Source organism: Streptomyces sp. NPDC001020, from assembly GCF_053599115.1.
In genome coordinates this window covers 53,908-67,069 of sequence record NZ_JBSFLQ010000027.1, presented here as the reverse complement: position 1 = coordinate 67,069, position 13,162 = coordinate 53,908, and the positions used below count along the sequence as shown (strand labels likewise).

General features: G+C 72.0%; 12 protein-coding genes. 10 read left to right on the top strand and 2 right to left on the bottom strand.

Annotated features, from left to right (window positions below; translation table 11 throughout):
• Positions 1–5 precede the first annotated feature (5 nt).
• Positions 6–1,208, bottom strand: a complete 1,203-nt coding sequence (locus ACWDEX_RS24615) for an amino acid deaminase/aldolase (RefSeq protein ID WP_450466064.1) — start codon at positions 1,206–1,208, stop codon at positions 6–8.
• 293 nt (positions 1,209–1,501) lie between these two features.
• On the opposite strand from ACWDEX_RS24615, the gene ACWDEX_RS24610 reads away from it, so the two are divergent.
• The 3 genes from ACWDEX_RS24610 to ACWDEX_RS24600 are packed head-to-tail and all read left to right on the top strand — an operon-like array spanning position 1,502 to position 4,694.
• On the top strand, positions 1,502–2,716 hold the full coding sequence (locus ACWDEX_RS24610; RefSeq protein WP_450466063.1) for a hypothetical protein: 1,215 nt from the start codon (positions 1,502–1,504) through the stop codon (positions 2,714–2,716).
• On the top strand, positions 2,713–3,915 hold the full coding sequence (gene mycP / locus ACWDEX_RS24605; protein ID WP_450466062.1) for a type VII secretion-associated serine protease mycosin: 1,203 nt from the start codon (positions 2,713–2,715) through the stop codon (positions 3,913–3,915). Before ACWDEX_RS24610 ends, mycP begins: the two co-directional genes overlap by 4 nt.
• A gap of 11 nt (positions 3,916–3,926) precedes the next feature.
• Entirely contained in the window at positions 3,927–4,694 is a 768-nt protein-coding gene (locus ACWDEX_RS24600; RefSeq protein ID WP_450466061.1) for an SseB family protein, read from the top strand.
• A gap of 21 nt (positions 4,695–4,715) precedes the next feature.
• Here ACWDEX_RS24600 and ACWDEX_RS24595 read toward each other — a convergent pair whose 3' ends face one another.
• On the bottom strand, positions 4,716–5,102 hold the full coding sequence (locus ACWDEX_RS24595) for a DUF1844 domain-containing protein (protein ID WP_450466060.1): 387 nt from the start codon (positions 5,100–5,102) through the stop codon (positions 4,716–4,718).
• Positions 5,103–5,461: 359 nt separating this feature from the next.
• Here ACWDEX_RS24595 and infC point away from each other — a divergent pair, with 359 nt between their 5' ends.
• From infC to pheT, 7 genes are all read left to right on the top strand, one after another.
• A complete protein-coding gene (gene infC / locus ACWDEX_RS24590; RefSeq protein ID WP_450466059.1) occupies positions 5,462–6,172 on the top strand; it encodes a translation initiation factor IF-3 in 711 nt (236 codons plus the stop codon).
• Between the two features lie 189 nt (positions 6,173–6,361).
• The gene (gene rpmI, locus ACWDEX_RS24585; RefSeq protein ID WP_007829094.1) at positions 6,362–6,556 is read left to right on the top strand and encodes a 50S ribosomal protein L35; all 195 of its coding nucleotides are present in this window, start codon (positions 6,362–6,364) and stop codon (positions 6,554–6,556) included.
• 95 nt (positions 6,557–6,651) lie between these two features.
• On the top strand, positions 6,652–7,035 hold the full coding sequence (gene rplT / locus ACWDEX_RS24580) for a 50S ribosomal protein L20 (protein WP_252423736.1): 384 nt from the start codon (positions 6,652–6,654) through the stop codon (positions 7,033–7,035).
• A 216-nt stretch (positions 7,036–7,251) separates the two neighbouring features.
• Positions 7,252–8,112, top strand: a complete 861-nt coding sequence (locus ACWDEX_RS24575; RefSeq protein WP_450466058.1) for a TrmH family RNA methyltransferase — start codon at positions 7,252–7,254, stop codon at positions 8,110–8,112.
• Positions 8,113–8,207: 95 nt separating this feature from the next.
• Positions 8,208–9,362 carry an ATP-binding protein gene (locus ACWDEX_RS24570; protein ID WP_450466057.1) on the top strand — a complete coding sequence of 385 codons (1,155 nt, stop codon included), beginning with the start codon at positions 8,208–8,210 and terminating at the stop codon, positions 9,360–9,362.
• A gap of 148 nt (positions 9,363–9,510) precedes the next feature.
• Positions 9,511–10,635 (top strand): phenylalanine--tRNA ligase subunit alpha, encoded by a 1,125-nt coding sequence (gene pheS, locus ACWDEX_RS24565; protein WP_450466056.1) that lies wholly within the window; start codon positions 9,511–9,513, stop codon positions 10,633–10,635.
• The gene (pheT, locus tag ACWDEX_RS24560; RefSeq protein WP_450466054.1) at positions 10,635–13,145 is read left to right on the top strand and encodes a phenylalanine--tRNA ligase subunit beta; all 2,511 of its coding nucleotides are present in this window, start codon (positions 10,635–10,637) and stop codon (positions 13,143–13,145) included. The genes pheS and pheT overlap by 1 nt, the downstream gene beginning before the upstream one ends.
• Positions 13,146–13,162: the final 17 nt, after the last annotated feature.

The window sequence follows — 13,162 nt, the reverse complement described above, 5'->3', positions numbered from 1 at the left end:
CCCCATCAGAGGAACGTCCGCCCCTCGCCGCGGTACGTCGGCACGGTCGCCGTGACCGCGTCGCCCTCGACCAGGTGCAGCGCGTCGAACCGTTCGCACAGCTCGCCCGCCTTGGCGTGCCGGAACCACACCTTGTCTCCGATGAGGAGGTCGTCGGCGGGCGCGCCGAGCAGCGGCGTCTGCACCTCACCGGGACCCTCCTGCGGGTCGTAGGCCAGTCCTTCGGGCAGATACGGGACCGGCAGCCGGTCGGGGCCCGCGGTGCCCGACGCCGGATATCCGCCGCCCAGCACGGTCACCACCCCCACCCCCGGCCTGCGTACGACCGGCTGGGCGAACAGGGCGGCCGGACGCCCCCTGAACGACGTGTAGTTGTCGAACAGTCGCGGCACGTACAGTCCCGAGCCCGCCGCGATCTCCGTCACCGCGTCCTCGGCGGCCGTGTACTGCACACTGCCCGTCCCGCCGCCGTTGACGAACTCCAACTCCGGCGCCACGGCCCGCACGGCGCGCACCACGTCGGCACGCCGCCGCGCCAGTTCGCGGCGTGCCGCGGCCTGCATCAACCGGATGGCCCGCGACCGCACCGGCCGCCCGGCCACCGCGTCCCCGACCCCGGCGACATGGCCCTCGTACGCCATGACGCCCACCAGCCGGAAGCCGGGCGTGCGCGCCACCAGGCGGGCCAGCTCCGCGACCCCGGCGGGGGAGTGCAGCGGCGAGCGCCGTGCGCCCACCCGGACGCGCCCGCCGAGCAGCTTCAGCGAGGTGTCCAACTCCAGGCAGACGCGCACCACTTCGGTCCCGCCCTGGCGGGCGCCGTCGATGAGGCGAAGCTGGGCCGGGTCGTCGATCATCACCGTGACCGCGGCGGCGAGCTTGGGATCGCCGGCCAGTTCGGCGAAACCCTGCCGGTCGGCCGACGGATAGGCGAGCAGGACGTCGTCGAAACCGGACCGGGCCAGCCACAGGGACTCGGCGAGCGTGAAGGACATGATGCCCGCGAAACCGTCCCGGGCCAGGACGCGTTCGAGCAGGGCGCGGCAGCGGACGGACTTGCTGGCGACGCGGATCGGCTTGCCGCCGGCCCTGCGCAGGAGGTCGTCGGCGTTCGCGTCGAACGCCTCCAGATCCACGATCGCGACAGGCGCGTCGAGATGGGCGGTGGCCCGGTCGTAGCGGGCCCGGTCTGCGGCGCGGGCAGTCATGAACGAAGCCTGCCAGATGCGATTACCGCAGGGTAGAGGGATGTTCCGGGCAGATGCCCCGGTGCCGCGCACCGGGTCCCGCTCGAGCCGGTTCAACCCGTAGAGTGACGCGCACGCGGGGAAAAGCGGCTCCGCCCGGGTACGCAGGCCTGGGATGGGCGTCCGCCCGTGCGGGTATGCCTGCCCAGCGAGGGGTGGCGCGTCCCGCACCACGCGCCCCGGCCGCACCGCACGGCGGTCGAACACACCGGCCGACCCCGGGGCGGCCCGGCGACAACGAAACGGGGGGGTGCATGAGCACGGAAGCGCGCCGCGCCTCCATCCCCCCGCGCCCCAGGATCCCGCCCCACCCGTCGGCCCCGCCGGGCGAACCGCCCGCCGCGCCGGACCGTATTCCCCCTCGACCGCAGGGCCGGCCGTCAGTGCCCCACAACGGCGCCGCCGCGACGGTCCCGCCCCACCCGGAGCAGCCGCCCACGACAGAGAAGCCGCCGTCGCCGGACGTGCCCGCGCGGCCCGGCTCGGCACCCCCGCCGGCAGCCACCGCACGGTTCCCCGACGCACCGCCGGCCGCCGGCATACCCGCGGACGTCGCCGAGGCGGACGGCGTACCGGCGCCGCGCACACCTGCGCCGGCCGCCGGCGGGGTGGAGACGACCGCGCGCCCGCCCGCCGAGGCCGCCCACCCCTTCGTGACCCTGGCCCAGCCCGACACGGGTGACGCCGACACCGCGCGCCCGCGGCCCTTAGGCGCGCGGACGCGACCCAGGGCCGTCACGGCCGCCGCCTGCCTGGTCCTCGGCCTCGGTCTTATCGGCGGTGCGGTGGCCGGGAGTTGGCTCACCGAGGGCGCCGCAGGAGACGGAACACGGGACGCGTACGCCGTGACCGGAAGCCTCTGGCACAGCGTGCCCGTCGACCGGCTCTTTCCGCCCACCGTCCACGGACCCGGCGCGGGCCCCGGCGGCGCCGACCGCACCTGGACACGCGTCGCCGTCGCCCCCGACAGCGGTTGCAAGGACGCCTTCGACCCCCTCCTGAGCACGGCTCTCGCCCCCGTCGGCTGTCTGCGGCTGCTGCGCGCCACCTACACGGACGCGACCCGCAGCCATGTCACCACCGTCGGGCTGCTGTTCACCCGGGCCGACGCCGCCGCCATGGGTGCCCTGAACCGCCGCTTCAAGAGCGATGGCCTCGACCGGCGCACCGACCTGATGCCCCGTCCGTTCGCCGCGCGGGACACCGACGCCGCGGACTTCGGCGACGCCCAGCGCGCCTCCTGGACGATCTCGGTGCTCACGAACGCCCCCGTCGTCGTCTACGCGGTCTCCGGCTTCGCCGACGGCCGCACCGTCCCCGAACCACAGCCCGCCGTGGAGGCCGTGAAATCCGGGGCCACCACGGCTCCGGCCCAGTCGGGCCTCGGTCAGGAGGCGGCGGGCCTCGCCGGCCGCATCGAGGAGGGCCTGGACCGAACCATCGCCTCGGCCACGGAGAAGCGGTCATGACCCGTAGGACCGGTGCCCGGCTGCTCACCGTTCTCGTCGTCGGCTCCCTCGCCCTGCTGCCCTCCACCGCCGCCCACGCCGACGGGATACGCGCCCAGGAGTGGGCCCTGGACGCCCTGCACGCCCAGGCGGCCTGGCGGACGACCGAGGGCAGCGGTATCACCGTCGCCGTCCTCGACACCGGTGTCGACGCCACCCACCCCGACCTGGCCGGCAACGTCCTCGACGGCAAGGACATGGTGGGCTTCGGCGCCCGGCGCGGCGACCGCCCCTGGGCCCGGCACGGCACCTCGATGGCCGGCATCATCGCCGGTCACGGCCATGGCATCGGCAACGCCGACGGCGTCATGGGCATCGCGCCCAAGGCGAAGATCCTGCCCGTACGCGTCATCCTGGAGGACGGGGACCCGGCCCGTAGGAAGGCCCGCACCATCCGCGGCAACGCCCTGGCCAGGGGCATCCGCTGGGCCACCGACCACGGAGCGGACGTCATCAACCTCTCCCTGGGCGACGACTCCGAATCCGCGCACCCCGAAGCGGCCGAGGACGAAGCCGTGCAGTACGCCCTGAAGAAGGGAGCCGTGGTCGTCGCATCGGCCGGCAACGGCGGCGAGAAGGGCGACCACATCTCCTATCCGGCGGCCTACCCGGGTGTCATCGCCGCGACCGCCGTCGACCGCTACGGCACGCGCGCCTCCTTCTCCACCCGCCGCTGGTACGCCACCGTCAGCGCACCCGGCGTCAACGTGGTCATCGCCGACCCGGACCGCAAGTACTACGACGGGTGGGGCACGAGCGCCGCGTCCGCGTTCGTCTCGGGAGCCGTCGCGCTCGTCAAGGCGGCGCATCCGGGTCTGTCCCCGGCGCAGATCAAACAACTCCTGGAGAAGACGGCCCGCAACGCCCCGACCGGCGGCCGCGACGACTCCCGCGGATTCGGTTTCATCGACCCCGCGGCGGCCATCAAGGCGGCGGCGCAGCTCGAACCGGAGGGGCTGCACACGGCGGCGTACGGCCGAAAGTACTTCGGTCAGGGCCCGGACCGGGTCGGCCGGACGATGCCTTTCAGCTGGGCGGGCCCGCTCGCGGGCGCCCTCGGCCTGGTGCTGCTGGTGTCCTCGGTGCTGCTGTGGCGGGGCCGGGGAGGGAGGCGCCCGCCTTCCAGGGGCGGCGCAAGTCCGCCCGAGCCCCCCCGATAGGCTCGGTGACCGTGGCGAACATGAACATTCCCGACCCCGGCTTCTCCGATGACGACGGTTCCGCCGACCCTCGGCTGAGCGCGGCGCTCGCCGCCTGGGCCGAGGACAGGACCGCCGTGACGCCCGTCCTGGAGGCGCTGAAGGGCACGCGGCTCCTCGTCCCCGTCGTCGCCGTGCTCCGCGAACTCGTGGAGGGCGGCGAGGACGGGCATCGCTGCAAGGGAGCATCCGCGAAGAGCGGGTTGCGCCGCGAGAAGACCAGCGAGATGGCCGTTCCCACGCTCAAGGTCGGCGACCGCGCTGCCCTGCCCGCCTTCACGTCCACCGACGCGCTGGCCCTCTGGGATCCCGCGGCCCGCCCCGTCGCCGTCCCCCTGGAGCAGGCCGTGCACGCCGCCCTGCACGAGAAGGCCGACACGATCGTGCTGGACATGTCCGGGCCGGTGCCCTTCGAACTGACGGGCCACGCGCTGCTCGCACTCGCGGAGGGCCGTACGACGACCGATCCGCTCGCCGACCCCGCCGTCACCGACGCCGTACGGGCCGCCGTGGCCGCCGAGCCCTCCGTGCTGCGTGCCTACCTCGGCCCGGGACAGGCGGACGGCATCCTGGCGCTCGTCCTGGACCCTGCCGTGACCCCGGCCGAGGCCGCCCAGGCGGTGGCGCGGCGCATGGCCGCCGACGAGACGCTGAGGGCCCGCCTGGTGCGCGGCCTCGACCTGGCAGTACTGCCGGCCGAGGCGACGCCGCCGGGCGAGCCCCTGTTCGTACGCGGGTGACTCGGTGCCCCTACAGGGGCACTAGCCGTAGACCGGACCGGTGTACTTCTCACCAGGGCCCTGGCCCGGCTCGTCCGCGACGATCGACGCCTCGCGGAACGCCAACTGGAGCGACTTCAGTCCGTCGCGCAGCGGGGCCGCGTGGAAGGAACTGATCTCCGTCGCGCTCGCGTCGAGCAGGCCGGCGAGCGCGTGCACCAGCTTGCGGGCCTCGTCCAGGTCCTTGTGCTCGTCACCCTCCTCGGTCAGGCCGAGCTTCACGGCGGCGGCGCTCATCAGGTTGACGGCGACCGTCACGATCACCTCGACTGCGGGGACCTCGGCGATGTCGCGGGTCATGGCGTCGAAGTCGGAGCTCTCGGGGGCAGCCGGGGAGGCCAGATCCTGTGCGGGGGAGGTGTCACTCATACCCCACACGATAGGCCCCGGGGCGCGGCGTCCCGCGCACAGGAGGCCCGCGCGGGACGGGACCCGGGGCGGCGAACCCCCTGCGGACACCGGTTCGCACCTGCCCTCGGGAGCTGCTAGCCTTATGTGACGACCGGCCGGACACGGCAGTGCCTGGCCCACAAGTGGAGGCTCCGATCTCCCACCTGGCCGTCCTGCGGGACGGCGGGTCACCGGTCAGACGACCACCATCATCCGTACGGACGGTGGAGTCGTCCGAAAGCGCGCCCCGCGGTTCACCGCGGCGGTGCTCCGGAACGCTCGGAGTCCCGCCTGTGTCCCGTCCGGGGCATTTTTCATGCGCCGCGATGGTTGGTCCTATGTCAACCGGACATACGCGGCTGTCCAGCCAGGCGGCCGTATGGTGCTACCGAGGAGGATCCATCAGCGCCGAGCCCCGCATCAACGACCGGATTCGCGTTCCCGAGGTGCGACTTGTCGGTCCCAGCGGCGAGCAGGTCGGCATTGTGCCACTTGCCAAGGCCCTGGAGCTTGCGCAGGAGTACGACCTGGACCTGGTCGAGGTCGCGGCGAACGCCCGTCCGCCCGTGTGCAAGCTCATGGACTACGGGAAGTTCAAGTACGAGTCGGCCATGAAGGCCCGTGAGGCGCGCAAGAACCAGGCGCACACGGTCATCAAGGAGATGAAGCTCCGGCCGAAGATCGACCCGCACGACTACGACACCAAGAAGGGTCACGTCGTCCGGTTCCTCAAGCAGGGCGACAAGGTCAAGATCACGATCATGTTCCGTGGTCGCGAGCAGTCCCGCCCCGAGCTGGGCTACCGACTGCTGCAGCGCCTCGCGGAGGACGTCCAGGACCTCGGCTTCGTCGAGTCGAACCCGAAGCAGGACGGCCGCAACATGATCATGGTTCTCGGTCCGCACAAGAAGAAGACCGAGGCGATGGCCGAGGCCCGCCAGGCGCAGGAGGCCCGCAAGGCGGAAGCGAAGGCCAATCCCGGCCGCTCGCAGAACGCTGCCGAAGCCGAGACCGCCGAGGCCCCGGCCGAGGCTTCCGCCGAGGCCTGATCCCGGGGCGAAGGCCCCGGGGGGAACGCCGGACGTACGGACGTACGGCCGTTGCACGACGGACGTACGGACCCCGGAAAAGCCCGGGACGCCCGTCCCAGGATGTAACCGATACAAGAGCGACGCTCCAATCGTGCCCGGTCTCGTGGCCGGGCACGGGAGCGCCACCGACGAGGAGAGAACGGCGCTATGCCGAAGAACAAGTCGCACAGCGGTGCCAGCAAGCGCTTCAAGGTCACCGGCTCCGGCAAGGTGCTCCGTGAGCGCGCCGGCAAGCGCCACCTGCTCGAGCACAAGTCGTCTCGTCTGACGCGTCGCCTCACCGGCAACGCCGAGATGGCCCCGGGCGACGCCAAGAAGATCAAGAAGCTTCTCGGCAAGTGACGCGACGGCGCGTGAGCGCCGTACGTCTGGACCGGGACCCAATCGATTCCGGGCCGCGTGAGTTCACCCGCGGCCCCGCTACAAGGAGTTAACAAGTGGCACGCGTCAAGCGGGCAGTCAACGCCCACAAGAAGCGCCGGGCGATCCTCGAGCAGGCCTCCGGCTACCGCGGTCAGCGTTCGCGCCTGTACCGCAAGGCCAAGGAGCAGGTCACCCACTCGCTGGTCTACAACTACAACGACCGCAAGAAGCGCAAGGGCGACTTCCGTCAGCTGTGGATCCAGCGCATCAACGCCGCTGCCCGCGCCAACGGCATGACCTACAACCGCTTCATCCAGGGTCTGAAGGCCGCGAACGTCGAGATCGACCGCAAGATCCTCGCGGAGCTGGCTGTCAACGACGCGGGCGCGTTCGCCGCCCTCGTCGAGGTCGCGCAGAAGGCTCTGCCGTCGGACGTGAACGCGCCGAAGGCGGCGTGACGCTGCGTCGGCTCTAGCCGGACACGAACGGACCCGCAGGCTTACGCGGCCTGCGGGTCCGTTCGCGTCCGGGTAGCCGCGGGTACGTCTGCGACACCCGCTGCGGTGTCGCACCAGGCGGTTCGGCACCGCCGACATCCGTCGTCCTGCCGGGGCACCCGGTGCCGGCGCGGCGGACAAGAGATCCCAGCCCCCGTACGTTTCGAAGGTGACCCCATGCCCCCCGCCACCCCCGAGCTGATCTCCCCCCGCTCCCCCCGCGTCCTGGCCGCGCGGCGGCTGGCCAAGCGGAACTTCCGGGGGAAGGAGCGGTTGTTCCTCGCGGAGGGGCCGCAGGCCGTACGGGAGGCCGCCGGGCATCGGGCCGGCGGCACCGCCACCCTCGTCGAACTGTTCGCCACCCCTGACGCCGCAGAGCGGTACGCCGACATCGTGGGCGAGGCACGAACCGCCGGCGCCCGCCTCCACCTCGCGGCCGAAGAAGTGATCGCCGACATCTCCACCACCGTCACCCCGCAGGGCGTCGTCGGGATCTGCCGGTTCCTCGACACGCCCTTCGAAGAGATCCTCACGGCACGCCCCAAGCTCGTCGCGGTCCTCGCCCACGTGCGCGACCCCGGGAACGCCGGGACCGTCCTGCGGTGCGCCGACGCCGCCGGTGCCGAAGCCGTCGTCCTCACCGACGCCTCCGTCGACCTGTACAACCCCAAGGCCGTCCGCGCCTCCGTCGGCTCCCTCTTCCACCTCCCCGTCGCCGTCGGTGTCCCCGTCGAGCGCGCCGTGGCCGGGCTCAAGGACGCGGGTGTACGGATCCTGGCCGCCGACGGCGCGGGCGAGCACGACCTCGACGACGAGCTCGACAAGGGCACCATGGGCGGCCCCACCGCCTGGGTGTTCGGCAACGAGGCCTGGGGCCTGCCAGAGGAGACGAGGGCGCTGGCCGACGCCGTCGTACGCGTGCCCATCCACGGAAAGGCGGAGAGCCTGAACCTCGCGACCGCCGCCGCCGTATGTCTCTACGCGTCGGCGCGTGCACAGCGCGCCGCCGGTGGGTGCCGTTCCGTCACCGTCGACTAGTAGGGTGACGGGCTCGGGGGCGGGCCTCCCCGCAGGCGGGGGACCCCCATGAGCAGGGAGGCACCCCCACGCCGGCAGAGAGGTGGGATACGGGGATGAGGGTCGGTACGAGCAGGGCACCGGGAGCACGGGACGCGTACCCCGCGCCCACGTCCCGGCGCGATGATCTCGCCGAACCCGGCCTCGACCCGGACGAACTCCCCGACGGACTCGTGATCGCGGACGAGCACGGCCGAGTGATCCGTTTCAACGCCGCGGCCGAACGCATCACCGCCGTCCGCGCCTCCGACGCCCTCGGGCAGCGGCTGGAGAGGGCCCTGCCGTTAGAGGATCTGGAGGGGCGGCGCTGGTGGCAGCTCACCGATCCGTACGGCGGGCTCACCATCCGTGTGCGGCAGCCCGAGCGCAACCTGCTGCTGCCCGGCGGCCGCGAAGTACTCGTGTCGGCCCGGTACGTCCGCACCCGCCCCACCGGGCCTGTACGCCGTGTCGTCGTCTGCCTCCGTGACACCGAGGCGCGGCGCCGCACCGAGCGCAGCCACGCGGAACTGATCGCCACCGTGGCCCATGAGCTGCGCTCCCCCCTCACCTCCGTCAAGGGCTTCACGGCCACGCTGCTCGCCAAGTGGGAGCGCTTCACCGACGACCAGAAGCGGCTGATGCTGGAGACCGTCGACGCCGACGCCGACCGGGTCACCCGGCTCATCGCCGAGCTGCTGGACATCTCACGGATCGACTCCGGGCGGCTGGAGGTGCGCCGCCAGCCCGTCGACATCGGCACGGCCGTCGGGCGGCACATCCAGGCGTATGTCGCCGCGGGTCAGCCCGCCGACCGGTTCCTGCTGCGCATCGAACAGCCCCTGCCCGCCCTCTGGGCCGATCCTGACAAGATCGACCAGGTGCTCGGCAACCTCCTCGAAAATGCCGTGCGGCACGGCGGCGGAACCGTCACCATTGACGTCACGCCCTCGGCTTCCCCGCGCGAAGGGGCAGACGGGGGCAACGACGAGAACACCGCCACGTCGGTCACGGTGAGCGACGAGGGCCCCGGTATCCCGGAGGAGTCCATGAACCGCGTCTTCACCCGCTTCTGGCGGGGCAGCAAGCGCGGCGGCACGGGCCTCGGGCTCTATATCGTCAAGGGCATCGTCGAGGCCCACGGCGGAACCATCACGGTCGGGCGCGCCCGCGGCGGCGGCGCCGAGTTCCGATTTACGTTGCCCGTGGGCACCCCGGCGCACCTGCAGTAGGAGCCGGCCGAGGACCCACGGGCGCGTTTCCGTACCTCAGCCCCGTTAGACTCGGCCTTTGGCACCTTTGCGTCCCGAAGTCGGCGACGATTTGTCATCGGATGAGTGACGGGGACCTTCAGCCAGCCAATCGGAAGCACGGGAAGAGATGTCGGCACCCAATAAGTCGTACGACCCTGTCGAGGTCGAGGCCTTGAAACCGGAAGAGATCGAGCGCATGCGGGACGAGGCGCTCGCCGCCTTCGCCGCCGCGGACTCCCTCGACGCACTCCACGAGGCCAAGGTCGCCCACACCGGCCCGGCCTCGCCGCTGGCCCTCGCCAACCGCGAGATCGGCGCCCTGCCCCCGCACGCCAAGGCCGAGGCCGGCAAGCGCGTCGGCATGGCCCGCGGCGCCGCGAACAAGGCCCTCGCCGCCCGCCAGGTCGAGCTCGAGGCCGAGCGGGACGCCCGCGTGCTGGTCGAGGAGTCGGTGGACGTCACACTGCCCTACGACCGTGTACCGGCCGGAGCCAGGCACCCGCTGACCACGTTCATGGAGCGGGTCGCGGACGTCTTCGTGTCCATGGGATACGAGATCGCCGAGGGCCCCGAGGTCGAGGCGGAGTGGTTCAACTTCGACGCCCTCAACTTCACGCCCGACCACCCGGCCCGGCAGATGCAGGACACCTTCTTCGTCGAGGGCCCCAAGGGCGATCACGGCGAGTCCGGTGTCGTGCTGCGCACCCACACCTCGCCCGTGCAGGCCCGCTCCCTGCTCGACCGCGAGCCGCCCGTCTACATCGTCTGTCCCGGCCGGGTGTACCGCACCGACGAGCTGGACGCCACGCACACCCCGGTCTTCCACCAGATCGAGCTGCTGGCCGTCGACGAGGGTCTGACCATGGCCGACCTCAAGGGCACCATGGACCACATGGTCCAGTCGCTCTTCGGCCCGGAGATGAAGACCCGGCTGCGGCCGAACTACTTCCCCTTCACCGAGCCGTCCGCAGAGATGGACATGCTCTGCTACGTCTGCAAGGGCGAGTCCGTCGGCAACCCCGACCGGCCCTGCCGCACCTGCTCCAGCGAGGGCTGGATCGAGCTGGGCGGCTGCGGCATGGTCAACCCGCGGGTGCTCACCGCCTGTGGTGTGGACCCGGAGAAGTACAGCGGATTCGCCTTCGGGTTCGGCATCGAGCGGATGCTGATGTTCCGCCACAACGTCGAAGACATGCGAGACATGGTCGAGGGTGACGTCCGGTTCACCCGGCCGTTCGGGATGGAGATCTGATGCGGGTCCCGCTTTCTTGGCTGCGGGAGTACGTCGACCTGCCGGCGACTCAGACCGGGCGCGACGTCCAGGCCAAGCTCATTTCGGTCGGCCTCGAGGTCGAGACCGTCGAGCAGCTCGGCGCCGACCTCAAGGGCCCCCTGGTCGTCGGCCAGGTGCTCACCATCGAGGAGCTGGACGGCTTCAAGAAGCCAATCCGGTTCTGCACGGTCGACGTCGGCCAGGCCAACGGCACGGGTGAGCCGCAGGAGATCGTCTGCGGCGCCCGCAACTTCTCCGTCGGCGACAAGGTCGTCGTGGTCCTGCCGGGCGCTGTGCTGCCCGGCGGCTTCGCGATCTCCGCTCGCAAGACGTACGGCAAGAAGTCGCACGGCATGATCTGCTCCAGCGACGAGCTGGGCATGGGCGACGACGGCAGCAAGGGCATCATCGTCCTGCCGCCCGAGTACGAGGTCGGCACCGACGCGATCGAGCTGCTTGAGCTGGTCGACGAGGTCCTCGACATCGCGGTCACCCCCGACCGCGGCTACTGCCTCTCGCTGCGCGGCATCGCCCGCGAGGCCGCCATCGCCTATGGCCTGCCGCTGCGCGACCCGGCGCTGCTCGACGTCCCGGCACCGAACGGCTTCGGTTACCCGGTGAAGATCTCCGAGCCGCTCGGCTGCGACCGCTTCACCGCCCGTACGGTCTCCGGCCTCGACCCGGAGGCGCGCTCCCCGATCTGGCTGCAGCGACGGCTGCAGAAGGCCGGTATGCGCCCGGTCTCGCTCGCCGTCGACGTCACCAACTACGTGATGCTGGAGCTGGGTCAGCCCCTGCACGCGTACGACCGTTCCCGTGTCCAGGGACCGATCGGCGTGCGCCGGGCCCAGCAGGGCGAGCAGCTCGGCACCCTCGACGGCATCACACGCAAGCTGGACGCCGAGGACCTCGTGATCACCGACGACCGTGGCCCCATCGGGCTGGCGGGCGTCATGGGCGGTGCCAACACGGAGATCGCGGACGACGACCACGAGGCCGGTGCCACCACCGACGTCGTGATCGAGGCCGCCCACTTCGACGCGATCTCCATCGCGCGCACGGCCCGTCGCCACAAGCTGTCCTCCGAGGCGTCCCGCCGCTTCGAGCGTGGCGTCGACCCGATGGCGGCCTCCGCTGCCGCCCAGCGCACCGTCGACCTGCTGGTGCTGCTCGCGGGCGGCACCGCCGATGCTGGCGTCACCGAGGTCATCGCGCCGTCCGCGCCGCGCACCATCACCATCCCCGCAGACCACCCGGACAAGGTGGCGGGCGTCGAGTACGGCCGCGAGACCGTCGTACGCAGGCTCCAGGAGGTCGGCTGCGACGTCTACGGGCAGGACGAACTGATCGTCACGGTCCCGTCCTGGCGGCCCGACCTGACCGACCCGAACGACCTGGCCGAGGAGGTCATCCGGCTGGAGGGCTACGAGAACCTGCCCTCCACGCTGCCGAAGCCCCCGGCGGGTCTCGGGCTGACCGACCGGCAGCGGATGCACCGCCGCATCGGGCGCGCGCTGGCCGGTGCCGGCTATGTCGAGGCGCTGAACTACCCCTTCATCGGTGAGCAGGTCTTCGACCAGTTCGGTCTGGCCGACGACGACATGCGCCGCCAGATCGTCAAGCTGGTCAACCCGCTCTCCGACGAGGAGCCCGCCCTCCGCACGACGCTGCTGCCGGGCCTGCTCGGCGCGCTGCGCCGCAACGACGGCCGAGGCGCGCACGACCTCGCGCTCTTCGAGACCGGGCTGGTCTTCCAGCCGCGGGAGGAGCAGCGGGTCGCCGCGCGCCTGCCCGTCGACCGCCGCCCGACCGACGAGGAGATCGCCTCCCTCACCGCGGCGCTCCCCGATCAGCCGCGGCACGTCGCGGTCGTCCTCGCGGGCGCTCGCGAGCAGGTCGGCTGGTGGGGCAAGGGCCGCCCGGCCGACTGGGCCGACGCCGTCGAGGCGGCGCGCACTGTCGCCCGTGAGGTGACGGCCGAGCTGATCGTCCGCAAGGGCCAGTACGCTCCCTGGCACCCCGGTCGCTGCGCCGAGCTGGCCGTGGTGATCGACGGGACCGAGCAGGTCATCGGGTACGCCGGCGAGCTGCACCCCGGCGTCCTGAAGAGCCTGGGCCTGCCCACGCGTACCTGCGCGATGGAGCTGGACCTGGACGTGCTGGAGAAGGCGGGTAGCGGCCTGGTGAAGGGCCCGCGGATCTCCGCCTTCCCGGTCGCCACCCAGGACGTGGCGCTGGTCGTCGACAAGACGGTGCCGCACACGGACGTCGAGGCCGCGCTGCGCGAGGGTGCCGGCGAGCTGCTGGAGTCCCTCCGGCTGTTCGACGTCTACGAGAGCGAGCAGCTCGGCCAGGACAGGAAGTCGTTGGCGTACGCGCTGCGCTTCCGCGCCTCCGACCGCACGCTGACCGTCGACGAGGCCTCCGCTGCCCGCGACGCGGCGGTCGCGCTGGCAGCCGAGCGCACGGGAGCCGTACTGCGGGGTTAGCTCCGCCGGGCCGGGGA